The organism is Erwinia sp. TECH1, from assembly GCF_054057575.1.
The window spans coordinates 1,024,505-1,039,034 of sequence record NZ_JBSRZK010000001.1 but is presented as its reverse complement, the minus strand read 5'-3'; the positions used below and the strand labels follow the sequence as shown (position 1 = coordinate 1,039,034).

The following is a 14,530-nucleotide window of genomic DNA, read 5'->3' as shown; positions in this document are numbered from 1 at the left end:
CTATGGCGAAAAAATTTACGCAGCATACGGGCGTGGTGGTACCGATGGACGCCGCCAACGTCGACACCGACGCCATTATCCCGAAGCAGTTTTTACAGATGGTGACGCGCACCGGTTTTGGCCGCAACCTGTTTTACGACTGGCGCTACAAGGATGCGGAAGGTCAGATCCCTGACCCTGACTTTATCCTGAATAAACCGGCCTTTCGCGGCGCCAGCATTATGCTGACGAGGGAGAACTTCGGCTGTGGATCTTCGCGCGAACACGCGCCCTGGGCGCTGACCGACTACGGTATCCAGGCGATTATCGGCAGTGATTTCGCCGATATTTTTGCCAATAACGCGTTTAATAATCAGCTGCTGCTGGTGACGTTAAGCGAAGCCGAAATGGATGCGCTGTTTCAACGGGTCGCCGCCGAGCCGGGCGTCAGCTTTACCGTGGATTTGGACAGGCAGGAAGTGGTGGCAGGCGACAAGCGTTACGCTTTCAGCATCGATCCTTTCCGTCGTCACTGCCTGTTGAACGGGCTGGATAGCATTGGCCTGACGCTGCAGCACGAAGCCAGCATCAGCGAGTATGAACGGCGGCAGCCAGCGTTCTTGCGCTAGCTTCAGTCGGGTTAAAAGCGGCCCGAGCGGGCCGCTTCCCTCCACTCAAACATCCTTCACCTTAGCCGACATCGCCAAAGCCGCGACGGCGAGGATCAGCGCGCCCCAGTAAACCGAATAGTGGCCGAACGTTTCTGCCAGCGCGCCCTGCAACACGCCCGCCAGGATCACGCCGGTCGAAATGCTGTTGGTAAAAAGCGTGGTGGCCGCACCTGGTCTGCCGGGCATCAGATCCTGAAAATAGAGCATGCCAATCCCGGCGATGATGCCGATAAAAATAGCGTTGAAAATCTGTAGCGCCAGCAGCGCCGCACGCGAGTGAAACAGCACCAGCCCCAGATAAAACAGCACGCCCGCCGCCACGGCAAACAGCATCATGTTGCGCTTGCCGAAGCGCTTAACATAGTGCCCGGCCAGCAGCATCGCCGGGATCTCCAGACCCGCCGCCACGCCCATCAGCAGGCCCGCCAGCCTGTCCGGCAGGCCCAGCACGCTGCTGATATAAAGCGGCATATCAATGATATACATGGTGTTGCAGGTCCACATCAGCAGCGAGGCGATAAACAGCAGCCGCACGTCTCTGTTTTTCCACGCGCTGATTTGCGTGATAACCACCTCCGGCGACTGTTCCACTCGTGGTACGGAAGGCAGCGCAAACCAGATCAGCGCGATGCAGAGCACAAACAGCGCGGCGGCAACGGAAAACATGGTGGTAAAGCCGTAGTTCAACGCCAGCGCGAAAGAGAGCGGCGGGCCGATCACCCACGCCAGCGAAAGCTGGGCGCGCATTACCGAACTGAACATCACGACTTCACGCGCAGAGCTGTCCGCATACTCGCGCGCCAGCGCAAAAATTTGCGGCATGGCGACGCTGGCCAACGCTGACAGCAGCACGCCAAAAGTGATCAGCGTCAGATAATCGCGGTTAAAAGCGAACAGCAGCGCGTTGCCTGTCGCCATCAGACAGCAAAAGAGGATCAGCATACGTCGATCGCCACGGTTGTCCGATCGTTTCGCCAGCAGCAGGCTGACCGCAATACCGGCAATTGCGTTCACGGTATAAAACAGCCCCACCCAGAATGGCCGCTCGCCCACTTCGCGCGTCAGAAACAGGCTCAGCGTTGGCGCCTGTAGCGCCCCCGCGATACCCACCATAAAAGAGACAGCCATAAAAGCGAGGTAAACCGGGTTAATACGACGTTGACGCGTAAGCAACGATTTCATACCACATCCCTTGCAAATAAAGAGGCCCGCACGCGGGCGCAAACAGCAAGCATAGAAGAAAACGGGAAATGAAAAAAGCCAGCGGGCAAGACGCCTGCTGGCTGGTGAAAGCACACCTTACTCAGATATAAAGTCTTGAAAGCGCGCCATTCAAAAGAATGCCTCCCGCACTTTCATCGCTAACCAGTATTGCCTTAATATAGGGCAAGAAAAACAGGCGACTTTTCAGCAAGAGTTCCCCTTTTATGCAATCAACGCGTTTACAGCAGCAGTTTATCCGGCTCTGGCAGAGCTGCGAGGGCCAGCCGCAGGAAACCACGCTCGACCAGCTGGCGCTCCAGCTTAGCTGTTCGCGTCGCCATATGCGTAACCTGCTTGGCGCCATGCAGCAGGCGGGCTGGCTAACCTGGCAGGCAGAAGCCGGGCGCGGCAAGCGCTCGAAGCTGACGTTTCACTATACGGGCCTGGCGCTGCAGCAGCAGCGCGCGGAAGACCTGCTGGAGCAGGATCGCATCGATCAGCTGGTGCAGCTGGTCGGCGATAAAAATACCGTGCGGCAGATGCTGCTCTCTCATCTCGGCCGCAGCTTTCGCCAGGGAAAACATATCCTGCGGGTGCTCTATTATCGCTCGCTGCTGAACCTGAATCCCGCCACCGCGTTGCGTCGTTCGGAAACGCATCTGGCCCGGCAGATCTTCAGCGGCCTGACGCGCATAAATGAGGAAAACGGGGAAATCGAGCCGGATATCGCCCACCACTGGCAGTCGGTTTCTTCGCTGCACTGGCGCTTCTATTTACGCCCTGCGGTGCATTTCCATCACGGACGCGAGCTGGAGATGGCGGATGTGATCGCCACGCTGGAACGCGCGCGGACGCAGCCGCTTTTCGCCAATATCGTCCGTATTCACTCTTCCACGCCCTGGACGCTGGATATTCATCTGCACCAGCCCGACCGCTGGCTGCCGTGGCTGCTGGCGGGCGTCGGCGCGCTGATCGTGCCGAAAGAGTGGCCTTTTCTGCCCGATTTCAGCCGTCAGCCCGTCGGCACCGGGCCCTATGCCGTGGTGCGTAATCAGCAGAGCCAGCTTAAGATCGAAGCCTTCGACGCCTATTTCGGCTACCGCGCGCTGCTTGATGAGGTCAACATCTGGGTATTACCGGAAATCAGCGAGGAGCTGGTCTATTCCGGCGTCAGGCTGGAAGGCGGCAGCCTGGATGAAAAATCGGAAGAGAGCCGCCTTGAAGAAGGCTGCTATTTTCTGCTGTTCGACCAGCGTTCGCCGCTGGGACGGGACGAGCAGATCCGTCGCTGGGTCAGCGCCATCGCCAACCCGATAGCGTTGCTGAACCGTGCCGGAGCGGGCTATCAGCGCTACTGGTTTCCGGCCTACGGGCTGCTGCCGCGCTGGCATCATCGACGCGATCTGGACGCGCCGGAAAAGCCGACGGGCCTGACCTCGCTTACGCTGACCTGGTATGGCGATCATCTTGAGCATCAGGCTATTGCTAATTTGCTCCAGCCGCTGCTGGCTGCGCAAGGGGTGACGCTGGTTACGAAGCAGGTCGATTACGCCAGCTGGCATCAGGGCGAGGCGGAAAGCGACATCTGGCTGGGCAGCGCTAACTTTACGCTGCCGCTGGAGTTTTCGCTGTTTGCCCTGCTGTATGAGATCCCGCTGCTGCAACACTGCGTGCCGATTGACTGGCAGCAGGATGCGCAGCGCTGGCGCGAACAGCAGCTCCCGCTGGCCGACTGGAGCAGGCAGCTGACAGCCGACTGCTACTTTCATCCGCTTTTCCATCACTGGCTGCTGCTGGAAGGCGAACGCAGTATGCGCGGGGTGCGCATGAATACGCTGGGCTGGTTTGACTTCAAGTCCGCGTGGTTTGCACCGCCCGAATCATGATGCTTTCGCTACCCTGTAGAAATCATTAGAATAAGCCGTTCTCAACGGGGTGCGCGGCATTGGCCGACGCTGAGATAAACCCGTCGAACCTGACCCGGCTAATACCGGCGTAGGGATTTGAGAGTGCTTCACCTGCTCAGATCGCGCGTCGCCTGACCCTCAAGGAACTCCAGGTGCTAAAAAAAATCCTGCCTCTGCTGCTGCTCTGCTCGCTTTCCGCCGTTGCCGCCAAACCCGCGCTGACGGTTTATACCTATGACTCCTTCTCTTCCGAATGGGGACCCGGTCCGGCCATTAAAAAGGCTTTTGAGGCCGACTGCGGCTGCGAGCTGCGCTATGTCGCCCTGCCCGACGGCGTCGCGCTGCTGAACCGCCTGCGTATGGAAGGGAAAAACAGCCGCGCCGACGTGGTGCTGGGGCTGGATAACAACCTGCTGGACGCGGCGGAAAAAACCGGACTGTTTGCCGCCAGCGGCGTCGATACGCGCAGCGTCACCGTGCCGGGCGGCTGGTCAAACAGCACTTTCGTTCCCTACGACTACGGCTGGTTCGCCTTTGTCTATGACAAAACTAAACTGCAAAACCCGCCCAAAAGCCTGAAAGAGCTGGTCGAGGGCAGTCAGCCGCTGAAAATTATCTACGAAGATCCGCGCACCAGCACGCCGGGACTGGGCCTGCTGCTGTGGATGCAGAAAGTCTATGGCGATAACGCGCCCGCCGCCTGGCAGAAGCTGGCGCAGAAAACCGTGACCGTGACCAAAGGCTGGAGCGAGGCTTACGGCCTGTTTCTGAAGGGCGAAGCCGACATGGTGCTGAGCTACACCACCTCACCCGCTTATCATTTGATTGCCGAGAAAAAAACGCAGTATGCCGCTGCCGACTTTAGTGAAGGTCATTACCTCCAGGTGGAAGTCGCCGGGCAGCTTAAAACCAGTAAACAGCCGCAGCTGGCGCAGAAGTTTATGCAGTTTATACTGGCTCAGCCTTTCCAGCAGACCATTCCGCAGGGCAACTGGATGTATCCCGCCGTGGCGGGCAAGCTGCCGGCAGGCTTTGACACGCTGACCCTGCCGAAAACCACGCTGCAATATTCGTCGCAGGACGTCGCCAGCCATCGCAGCCAATGGATCAGCGAATGGCAACGCGCCGTCAGCCGCTAGCCAGCTATCAGCCTTCAGGCAGCCTCGTTCCTGGCTGCCTGGCCGCCACGCTGCTGGTCGCCGTGGCGCTGCTCGCCTTTATCGCGCTGGGGCGCAACGCGCCGGTCAGCGCCCGCGCGCTTTGGGAAGACAGCTATCTGTGGCACGTCCTCCGCTTTTCCTTCTGGCAGGCGTTTCTCTCCGCTTTGCTGGCGCTGACGCCCGCCGTGCCGCTGGCGCGGGCGTTGTATCGCCGCCGCTTTCCGGGCAGGCAACTCGTGCTGCGCCTTTGCGCGATGACGCTGGTGCTGCCGGTGCTGGTGGCGGTATTCGGTATCCTCAGCGTTTACGGGCGTACGGGATGGCTGGCGTCGCTGTGCGCCTGGCTGGGCGTGGACTATCACTTTACGCCTTATGGTTTGCAGGGCATTTTGTTGGCGCACGTCTTTTTTAACCTGCCGCTGGCCGCCAGGCTGCTACTGCAAACGCTGGAGCAAATCCCCACCGAACAGCGCCAGCTGGCCGCGCAGCTGGGCGTCACGGGCTGGCATCAGTTTCGCCTGGTTGAGTGGCCCTGGCTGCGGCGCCAGCTGCTGCCGGTCGGCTCGCTGATCTTTATGCTCTGCTTCGCCAGCTTCGCCACCGTGCTGGCGCTGGGCGGCGGCCCTAAGGCCACCACTATCGAGCTGGCGATTTTTCAGGCGCTGAATTTTGATTACGATCCCGGCCGCGCCGCCTTACTGGCGCTGCTGCAAATGATCTGCTGCCTGAGCCTGGTGTTGCTGAGCCAGCGGCTGAGTAAAGCGCTGCCGTCAGGCACCACTCATCTGCAAGGCTGGCGGGATAAGCAGGAAGCGCCGGGCGCGAAGCTGCTGGACGGCGTACTGCTGTTGCTGCTGCTGCTGCTGATCGCGCCGCCGCTGTTGGCCGTGACTGCCAGCGGCCTGAACAGCAACCTGTTTAGCGTCCTGCAACAGCCCGCGCTCTGGCAGGCGACCTTTACCTCGCTACGCATCGCCCTGGGCGCCGGCGTGCTCTGCGTGCTGCTGACCACGATGCTGCTGTGGAGCAGCCGCGAGCTGCGCCTGCGCCAGCAGCCTTTCGCGGGCCAGCTGATGGAGCTGAGCGGGATGCTGATCCTGGCGATGCCGGGGATCGTGCTGGCGACCGGTTTTTTCCTGTTGCTGAACGATACCCTCGGTCTGCCGCAGTCTGCGGACGGCATTGTTATCTTTACCAATGCGCTGATGGCCGTGCCCTACGCGATGAAAGTGCTGGAAAATCCTTTGCGCGATATCGCCGAGCGCTACAGCCGCCTTTGTCTGGCGCTGGATATTCGCGGGCTGAACCGTCTGCGGCTGATCGAGCTGCGCGCGTTAAAACGGCCGCTGGCGCAGGCGCTGGCGTTTGCCAGCGTGCTGTCGGTCGGCGATTTCGGCGTGGTGGCGCTGTTCGGCAATGAAGATTTCCGCACCCTGCCGTTCTGGCTTTACCAGCAGATGGGCGCCTATCGCAGCGAAGATGGCGCGGTGACCGCGCTGCTGCTGCTGCTGCTCTGCTTTCTTTTGTTTACCCTGATTGAAAAACTGCCGGGACGCCATGCTGACGTTGACTAACCTTACCTGGATCTACCAGCATCTGCCGATGCGCTTTTCCCTGTCGATGCAGGCCGGGGAGCGCCTGGCGATACTTGGCCCCAGCGGCGCAGGTAAAAGCACCCTGCTGAGCCTGGTAGCGGGTTTTCTTACCGCCGACAGTGGCGAACTGCGGCTGAACGGCGAAGATCATCGCGCTACGCCGCCGGCCAGGCGGCCGGTTTCCATGCTGTTTCAGGAAAATAACCTGTTTCCCCATCTTACCGTAGCGCAAAATATCGGGCTGGGGCTGCATCCGGGGCTGCGGCTGACGGCGGAACAGCAGCGAAGCTTGCAGACGATTGCGGAGAGGGTCGGTCTGGAAGACTATCTGCCCCGTCTGCCGGGCGAGCTTTCCGGCGGGCAGCGTCAGCGCGCCGCGCTGGCCCGTTGCCTGGTGCGCCAGCAGCCGATCCTGCTGCTGGACGAACCGTTCTCGGCGCTGGATCCGGCGCTGCGTAAAGAGATGCTGGCGTTGACGGATGAAGTTTGTCGGGAAAGAAAGATGACGCTGCTGATGGTGTCGCACAGTATTGAGGATTCGGCGCGCATCACGCCGCGCAGCGCCCTGGTGGTCGATGGCCGGATTTTCTGGGACGGCAGCACTTCCGCCTTGCTTAACGGTGAGGTCAAAGAGGCGGCCATATTAGGCATTAGCCTGCGGTAACGGCGGCGGCGCCTGGTTTACATACCGGGCCTCTCTGCCTTAAGCCGAGCCACGTCATAAGCATTCACTGGCATAACTACAGTCCACATTAAACTGGCACTGCTAACTAAGTCATCTTTCCTGCAACGGCACAGATATATTGATATCAACAGGGCCAGACGGCTTTATTTACTTATTAAATAATTTCCTTTTTATTGCCATATATTAACGTACAGGAATAATCACCTTATTCATCTGTTAATTCAACTCAGAAACAAACTATTATCCTGCCATAAATAAAATGAATGATGAATGTCATGTAAGTTACATAAAGATATGTTACTAATGCGATATAGCAAGCATGACCAGAAATCTATTTTATTAAAGGAAAACAGGCAATGATTGATGCGCAAAAAAAGACGATATTAATCACCGGTGGGTCTAAAGGGCTTGGCCTGTCCTATGCCAGAGCGCTGGCGAAAGATCATCGGGTTATTATTACCGGCAGAGATGCGCAAAGACTGGCCGAACTTGAAGAGGAGTTTGGCGGTGCCGTTCACTGCCTCCAGTGCGACGTTACCGATCGGGTCGCGGTTGCCGCCTGCTTTGCCAGCATAGCCGACAAGTTTGGTCATATTGATGTTGTGATCAACAACGCCGGCGTCTGGGGGCCGGTAGATAAATTTGCCGATATCGAACTGGACGACTGGTTTGAGGCCATCAATATTAACCTGCTTGGCCTTTCTTATTGCACGCATGAGGCGCTAAAGCCAATGCGTGTGAAAAAGCGTGGGATTATTATTAATATCGTCAGTAATGCCGGGGTTTACCGCTGGCCTTATTGTACCTCTTATTCCGTAACCAAAGCGGCCGTGATTAAATTAACCGAAAATCTTGCGGTTGAAATGAAGCGTGAAAATATCTCTCTTTACGCCTATCACCCCGGCCTGGTTCATTCCACCGGCATGGTAACGAATCTGATTGATACCATCACCGACAGCAACAGCGCTCGCGGAAAAGCCTTGCAGTGGGTATATGATGAAAAAGATGCCGGGAATACCGTTGATGAAACGCAAAGCCTGATCAATATTGAAAAACTGTGCAGCGGGAAATACAGGTCGTTAAGCGGACTTTATCTTACCGTCAGAGACGATCTCGATTTGCTGCTGGAAAGAAAAAGGGAAATCCGGGAAGGCGACCTGTTTATGTTAAGGGTCAACGGGCTGGCTGTTTAGGCCCGCCGTTTCTTCGTCTGAAAACCGCCTCGTATCTTCAGTCTGCAAAGTATTCACCTGGCCGCTTGCGTTTATGGCAAACGGCCGGGTTTTGTGTAAAACATCATGCCATCTTGTGCGTCATTCCCCGCTGTTTTATGTTTAATCCTCCCTGGCAATTAACCGGAGCAGCCTGATGGTCGAAAACCACACTGTCTGTACTATTTTTCAGGGGCGTGCCGGAGACCATAACGATCTTGCGATCCCAGCGGCCAAATCCCTTGGTAACGCGCTGGCATCCTGCCTCGGCCAGCGGCCGACTGTTATCGGTACGCCCAAACCGGCGCTGAGCGCAGGCTGGCGCGAAGAGCTGGACGCGGCCATGCCCGATTTGCACGCGGTACAACAACATTTTGCCGCCGTGTTTGCCTCCGGAGCCGTTTCCGTAGCGGCCACCAGCCGCTGTGCCGTGTCGCTGGCGACGCTGCCCGCGCTGGCGCAACATTATCCCGACGCTTGTCTGGTGTGGTTCGACGCGCACGCCGATCTCAATACGCCGGCTTCTTCCACCAGTGGATTTCTGGGCGGACTGGCTCTGGCCGGGCCGCTGGGCCTTTGGGACACCGGCCTGGGCAGCGGTATCAGGATGGAACAGGTCGTGCTGGTCGGCCAGCGCGATCTCGATCCTTTTGAAGTGAACCTGATCGAGCAGCACAATATTTCCTGCCTTCCGCCCGGTGAAGATTTGCCGGATCGCCTGCGTAAGGCCGTTGCTGGCCGTGCGGTTTATGTGCATCTGGATTGCGACGTGCTGGCCCCGGGCACGGTGCCGACAGATTATCAGTCAGAGGGAGGATTAACGCTGGCGGAACTGACGGCCTGCTGCAAAGTGCTCGCCTGTTCGTCTTTAATCGGTATAGAGATAGCGGAATTGCAGAACGCCTGGCAGCCGGAAGGGCCGCCAGTTTCGCCTGAAAAATTGGTAGCCGCGCTGATGCCGCTACTGCAATAGCCGCGGCCCGATGGGATCCTGCGGCATTGCGCCGCAGGAAAGCGATGATTATGCGAACTGTTTGAGAAGCAGCGCGGCTGTTGCCGCTGAGGAGCCAGGGTTCTGGCCGGTAATTAACAATCCATCCTGAACCACGTAAGAGCCCCAGTCGGCGCCCTTAGAGTAGATGCCGCCCTGCGCCACCAGCTCATCCTCTACCAGGAAAGGCACCACGTTGGTCAGGCCGACGCCTTCTTCTTCGCTGTTGGCGAAGCCCGTGACCTTTTTCCCTTCCACCAGCGGACGGCCCGCCGGCGTTTTCACATGGCGCAGCACGCCAGGCGCATGACAAACCAGCGCTACCGGTTTTTCTGCGGCGAGGAAAGATTCAATCAGGGCGATGGAATGCTTGTCCTCAGCCAGATCCCACAGCGGGCCGTGGCCGCCCGGATAAAACACCGTGTCGTAATCGGCCTGGGAAATCGTGTCCAGACGCACGGTAGCGGCAAGCTGCGCAACAGCGTCGGCGTCAGCCTCAAAGCGATGCGTCATCTCAGTCTGAAAATCCGGCTCGTTGCTTTTCGGATCCAGCGGCGGATTGCCGCCAGCCGGCGAAGCCAGAGTTACTTCGGCGCCCGCATCTTTAAAGGCATAATAAGGCGCGGCCAGCTCTTCCAGCCAGAAACCGGTTTTACGGCCGGTGTCGCCCAGTCGATCGTGTGAGGTCAGAACCATTAAAACTTTCATCGTGTCTCTCCGCATGGTGGCATTAATATATAGTAGACCAGTCGTCTAATCTCGGGGTAAAAAAACAGGCCAGCCTGCTGGCCCTGTCGATCGTAAACCTGTAATAAAACTATCCGCCTGGCTTAGCGGCGCTTTGGCCTGCCAGGCCACGCATTTGCCGGACCGCTGAAGCAAACGGCGCTTCAGCCTGCCAGGCCCAGCGTGTGCCGGGTTAACAGCATGGCTGAGGCAAACGGCCCTTTGTGGCGAACGATTTTCACCATCACGCTCGCGCCCAGCCAGAGCTGGTAAAGACTTTCCGCGACCCGGCCTGGCTCGTCGATAATCCGCAGTGACCCTTCCTTTGCGCCAGCCTCAATGGCTTCAGCCAGCCGCGCCACAATTTGCGAAGTGCCTTTTTCCAGCGCAAGTCGCATATTTTCCGACAGGTCGGCCACTTCCGCCCCCAGCTTTACCGCCAGGCATTTGCCCTGACAGTCCTGGAAGGACTGTGTATCCTGCCACTGCTGCCAGTAGTTCATCAGCCGCTGCGCCATATTGGCACCGGGCTGGCTCATCGTGTGGTCAAGCCCGGCCAGGTAGTCGGCAAAATAGCTTTCCAGCATGGCGACAGCAAAGGCATCCTTGGAGCCGAAATAGTGATAGAAGGAGCCTTTAGGCACGCCCGCTTCGGTCAGGATTTCGTTCAGCCCGACGGCCGAATAGCCTCTGCCCGCCATGATGCGCTGTCCGGTGGCGAGGATATGCTCGCGGACATCGTCTTTGTGTTTATGCGTCGCTGTGTTCATGAACTAACCTTACACCTGATTAGACCGGTCGTCTAGAATATCTTAGTTTTTTTTTGACAGCGCTTTTAACATGGTAAAATGCTCTGAAAGCGACTCTTTTGACGCGTTGCGTTCTCCGGAAAATGAGTCGGTTAATTTACGCGCCCGTGAGCACTCCCTAACGCTATCGGTTTCGGCACCGACGGCCTTGGATTGATCTGCGTACTTATGGGCACGCCATCGCCTTTGTCCGTGCGGAAAAATTTAGTAAACCACTAAGCAAAAGCGACATGGCGCAGGCTTGAACGGCAGAAAGTCGCGCGTTCTGTATTGCCTCATATATGATCCGTTTAATACTTCAGCACGGCGGCATTAGCCGGGCCTGGGATTGTATTCTACCGGAAGAAGAGTTTGGAATGTCGTCTGCTCCGCGTGGTGTCAGCCCTTTCGCGCATATAAGTTGTATTATCGCAGCCGTAAGCAACCTTCTTCCGTATTTTTGGGGACAAACCTCGCCATGCCTGTTAGTAGCAAATTGGAAAAGTGTGTTCACATGAGCGGGGAACACCAGAGCCAGACGGCACAGACAGAAATTAAGGCCGGTTTATCCCCGCTGGCGAGGGGAACACGCCCGGCTGGAGTTACCACGCAATTACGTGGACGGTTTATCCCCGCTCACGCGGGGAACACGAGTCGGTGCGCCGTCTGATTACCGGACAGGACGGTTTATCCCCGCTGGCGCGGGGAACACGCATGAACTGGGTATGGTCAGTTATTCCGGAATCTTACTCATTCGTTGCCGATGTGCTGGCACAGCGTGCGCAGGATGGCCAAACGTTCTTTGCCCTGAAACAGCCGCAGACATTGAAGCCTGAAAATGCTCCCAATTTTTCTGACTATATAGATATAGATAAAAAATCAGGATCACCTGTTAAGCCAGTAAGGGCGCGGCCTCAAACCGACGAGCAAACCTTGTCCTTGTGGTTCAGTATTTTTAATATGTATCATATTTAAACAAATCTGGATCACAGCCCCCAAAAGGAGAAAGGGAATTAACGCAACAATGCTGGCCAAGTCGATAATGTCGGGCGTTATATCGGTACCAATGGATTTTTATCTGGGGCTTGAACGCACCTTCCAGGATCTGAACCTTTCCGACGGTGGCCGCCGCATACAGTACCGCAACATGCAGGACGATATTCGCGTGGGGCGGGCTATCAGGAATGCTTTCAGGGACAGAAACGAAATAACCCAGATCGCAAAAATCATCATTGACGACTCGCTAAAAAATTTGCCAGAACCGGCGTTAAAGAAGGTGTACGACAAACTGATCGGCGGTGCCACCTCGATGACCAGCCGAACAACGACCCAGCTTGCGCTCTCTTCTTATCTGGGATCAAAAGTGGTCAGCGGCGTGATGCTGTCTTTTATTTCCCGGATTGCCTTGCGGGGACTGACGGGAACCATGACCGGCGGCATGGTGGCTCAGGGGGTGATCTCGCGGGCCTGTGAGTCGTCCAGGCGTTTACACATGCAAAACCCCCAGCTGTGGCAAAAATTGCGGGTTAAAGATTACGATATGCTCTATTTTTTCTTTGAAGAGCCGTTGCAAAACTACATCAAGATGGGCGAAACGCTGCGCAAAAATCCGACAGCCTCACAGGAATTTATTAATGCTATCGAAAATTATTAGGCTGGTTCGCAAGTTGATAGCCGAGATTTCTGGCGGTCTGGTGCTTATGGCCGTCGTTATAGGTATTTTTCTGGCCGCAACACTCAGCGAAGGGGCGATGCGCGTCATTAACCCCTTATTGGTTTTGATCGCTGGCCTTGTGGTTTATGGACTGACTTATCTGATCGCCGAAAAGGCAGACCGGCGATAATATGCCGCTATAGAATTTTACAGAAGGCCGGATAATTCCGACCTCTGTATGGGTTACTTGCTGCTAGTGACTGAAATATTAAGGAAGTTGTCCGCGTGGATGTTAATCGCTGGCGTATCTCCTCCGAAAGATTTCAGTACTGAAAGCAGGACAACAAAAGCAAAGAAAAATTTGTCCATTTTTCAGCCTCAATCGCTTGGGGCTGCGTAGCTCATTTGTAGCAGACGGATAACTCACTAACGACAAGAAATAACGCAATCTCTGTGGGGGGCGTTTTTTTAACAAAGATGCGTAGTAGGTAAATCTTACTGCCTGACTGATAAACCCACAACCCACGGGCTATATCGCCGCCCATCGTCCGGTTTATCCCCGTTCACGCGGGGAACACATCAAATCTAAAAGCGGCTGAATATACAGTTTCGATTTATCCCCGCTGGCGCGGGGAACACCCGGGGCTGTGATTGGCATTCAGGGCGCTAACCGGTCTATCCCCGCTGGCGCAGGGAGCACTTCACAAGGAGAAGTGCCATGAATAATCAGGTTCTATCCGCTGCGTCTGAAGGACGCGTGCTGTCATTCAGCGAAACGGTAAAAAGAAGGTCGTCAGCGGGCAGCGGCCCATAACCACTCGTTCTTCAACGCGCCACATGTCGCGCTGCTCTTTATGCCTTCCTTTTGTGAAGCTACTGCCTGGCATCTCATTTTGCTACCCGGCCGAAACCGCACCGGGCAACCGCATGAAGATGGATCGCGTTAATATCAGCGAATCCGTCACGTTTCACGGCGGATCTCGTGGCATGGTTGGCGAACTAGCCGATAAACACCTGCCACAGCAGATGGCGGAAGATGGGCATCATCGGATGGAACTGGATCGCCACGAAGCTGGCGACGCCCGCCGCCATCATCAGCGGCGCGAGCCAGCGCAGGCGGCTCTCCGGCAAATAGGCCGTCGCCCAGTCATGTTGTTTTTTGGCGCGCAGCCAGCGCCAGCCCAGCCAGCCGCCCAGCCACACCAGCAGCGCTACCGCCAGCAGCAGCCATTTAAACAGGCTGCTGCTGGCGTCCTTCGGCACGTCAATCGCCACGCCAGCCAGGATGCCTGGCAGCAGGTACAGAGGCGGCCACAGCACGCAGCCGATTAAATTAGGCGGGATAAACTTCTTTACCGGCAGCTCCAGCATCCCCGCCACCAGCGGGATCAGCGGCCGCGTCGGGCCGATAAAGCGGCCGATAATAATGGTGAACATGCTGTGCTGATGCAGCGCGTGTTCGGTTTTATCCATCAGCGGCTGATGCTTTTTAATAAATGACCAGCGGTGCAGCGGCCCTTTGAACTGCCAGCCGATAAAGTAGGAGATCCAGTCGCCCAGCAGGCAGCCGATAATCCCCACGCCCCAGGCCGGATAGAGACTGATTTGTCCGCTGCCGACCAGTGCGCCCAGCGAGGCCATCAGCACGGTGCCCGGCAGCAGCAGCCCAACCAGCGCCAGCGACTCGAAAAAGGCGACCAGGCCTACTGCCAGTAAAGACCAGGCAACTGATTGAGTTATAAGGTGTTCCAGCCAGGCTTCCATAGATTTCACATTCTGTTTATTGGAAAGCCGGATTGTCCTGGCCCGTCCGGGATCCGTCAAGCGCTGTTTTGTATGGGAATGCGGATATTTCTTCTTTTCAGGTAAAGAAGAAAAGCGCTTGCCGGTGAGCGGCGCTGGCGAAGTAAGAACTGTATAAATAAACATGCTATTATAGGCCCGCATGGCGGTGAACAGC

The 14,530-nt window shown here is 56.8% G+C and carries 14 protein-coding genes, 1 pseudogene and 1 riboswitch; of the genes and pseudogenes, 10 read left to right on the top strand and 5 right to left on the bottom strand.

The window, feature by feature from the left end; translation table 11 throughout:
- The first annotated feature begins 2 nt into the window (after nt 1-2).
- On the top strand, nt 3-608 hold the full coding sequence (gene leuD, locus ACVWZ0_RS04780) for a 3-isopropylmalate dehydratase small subunit (RefSeq protein ID WP_253455293.1): 606 nt from the start codon (nt 3-5) through the stop codon (nt 606-608).
- Nucleotides 609-653: 45 nt separating this feature from the next.
- Here leuD and ACVWZ0_RS04775 read toward each other — a convergent pair whose 3' ends face one another.
- Nucleotides 654-1,832, bottom strand: coding sequence for a sugar efflux transporter (locus ACVWZ0_RS04775; protein ID WP_253455294.1), 1,179 nt, complete (start codon nt 1,830-1,832; stop codon nt 654-656).
- A 245-nt stretch (nt 1,833-2,077) separates the two neighbouring features.
- Between ACVWZ0_RS04775 and sgrR the strand changes: the two genes are divergently transcribed.
- The 6 genes from sgrR to ACVWZ0_RS04745 all read left to right on the top strand — a co-directional run bounded on the left by sgrR (nt 2,078) and on the right by ACVWZ0_RS04745 (nt 9,384).
- Nucleotides 2,078-3,739 (top strand): HTH-type transcriptional regulator SgrR, encoded by a 1,662-nt coding sequence (gene sgrR / locus ACVWZ0_RS04770; protein WP_253455295.1) that lies wholly within the window; start codon nt 2,078-2,080, stop codon nt 3,737-3,739.
- 35 nt (nt 3,740-3,774) lie between these two features.
- Nucleotides 3,775-3,873, top strand: a riboswitch (TPP riboswitch).
- Between the two features lie 39 nt (nt 3,874-3,912).
- Nucleotides 3,913-4,899 carry a thiamine ABC transporter substrate binding subunit gene (gene thiB, locus ACVWZ0_RS04765; RefSeq protein ID WP_253455296.1) on the top strand — a complete coding sequence of 329 codons (987 nt, stop codon included), beginning with the start codon at nt 3,913-3,915 and terminating at the stop codon, nt 4,897-4,899.
- Complete coding sequence (gene thiP, locus ACVWZ0_RS04760; RefSeq protein WP_253455297.1) at nt 4,875-6,494, top strand: thiamine/thiamine pyrophosphate ABC transporter permease ThiP; 1,620 nt, start codon at nt 4,875-4,877, stop codon at nt 6,492-6,494. Before thiB ends, thiP begins: the two co-directional genes overlap by 25 nt.
- Nucleotides 6,478-7,179, top strand: coding sequence for a thiamine ABC transporter ATP-binding protein ThiQ (thiQ, locus tag ACVWZ0_RS04755; RefSeq protein WP_253455298.1), 702 nt, complete (start codon nt 6,478-6,480; stop codon nt 7,177-7,179). Before thiP ends, thiQ begins: the two co-directional genes overlap by 17 nt.
- Nucleotides 7,180-7,556: 377 nt before the next feature.
- Nucleotides 7,557-8,393 (top strand): SDR family oxidoreductase, encoded by an 837-nt coding sequence (locus tag ACVWZ0_RS04750; protein ID WP_253455299.1) that lies wholly within the window; start codon nt 7,557-7,559, stop codon nt 8,391-8,393.
- Between the two features lie 175 nt (nt 8,394-8,568).
- Entirely contained in the window at nt 8,569-9,384 is an 816-nt protein-coding gene (locus ACVWZ0_RS04745; protein ID WP_253455300.1) for an arginase family protein, read from the top strand.
- Between the two features lie 48 nt (nt 9,385-9,432).
- Here ACVWZ0_RS04745 and ACVWZ0_RS04740 read toward each other — a convergent pair whose 3' ends face one another.
- Both ACVWZ0_RS04740 and ACVWZ0_RS04735 read right to left on the bottom strand, forming a co-directional pair.
- Nucleotides 9,433-10,110, bottom strand: coding sequence for a type 1 glutamine amidotransferase domain-containing protein (locus tag ACVWZ0_RS04740; RefSeq protein WP_253455301.1), 678 nt, complete (start codon nt 10,108-10,110; stop codon nt 9,433-9,435).
- Nucleotides 10,111-10,292: 182 nt separating this feature from the next.
- A complete protein-coding gene (locus ACVWZ0_RS04735) occupies nt 10,293-10,898 on the bottom strand; it encodes a TetR/AcrR family transcriptional regulator (protein ID WP_253455302.1) in 606 nt (201 codons plus the stop codon).
- A gap of 732 nt (nt 10,899-11,630) precedes the next feature.
- Here ACVWZ0_RS04735 and ACVWZ0_RS04730 point away from each other — a divergent pair.
- The 3 genes from ACVWZ0_RS04730 to ACVWZ0_RS04720 are packed head-to-tail and all read left to right on the top strand — an operon-like array spanning nt 11,631 to nt 12,760.
- Nucleotides 11,631-11,891: a hypothetical protein gene (locus ACVWZ0_RS04730; protein ID WP_253455303.1), complete on the top strand. Its 261-nt coding sequence runs from the start codon at nt 11,631-11,633 to the stop codon at nt 11,889-11,891.
- A gap of 49 nt (nt 11,892-11,940) precedes the next feature.
- Nucleotides 11,941-12,570, top strand: coding sequence for a hypothetical protein (locus ACVWZ0_RS04725; RefSeq protein WP_253455304.1), 630 nt, complete (start codon nt 11,941-11,943; stop codon nt 12,568-12,570).
- Nucleotides 12,551-12,760 (top strand): hypothetical protein, encoded by a 210-nt coding sequence (locus ACVWZ0_RS04720; protein ID WP_253455305.1) that lies wholly within the window; start codon nt 12,551-12,553, stop codon nt 12,758-12,760. The genes ACVWZ0_RS04725 and ACVWZ0_RS04720 overlap by 20 nt, the downstream gene beginning before the upstream one ends.
- A gap of 211 nt (nt 12,761-12,971) precedes the next feature.
- On the opposite strand, the pseudogene ACVWZ0_RS04715 reads toward ACVWZ0_RS04720, so the two are convergent.
- Together ACVWZ0_RS04715 and ACVWZ0_RS04710 are read right to left on the bottom strand one after the other, a co-directional pair.
- Nucleotides 12,972-13,121: pseudogene (locus ACVWZ0_RS04715) on the bottom strand (type II toxin-antitoxin system RelE/ParE family toxin); the annotation flags it as partial.
- A 448-nt stretch (nt 13,122-13,569) separates the two neighbouring features.
- Nucleotides 13,570-14,334, bottom strand: coding sequence for a DedA family protein (locus ACVWZ0_RS04710; protein ID WP_253455306.1), 765 nt, complete (start codon nt 14,332-14,334; stop codon nt 13,570-13,572).
- Between the last annotated feature and the right edge of the window lie 196 nt (nt 14,335-14,530).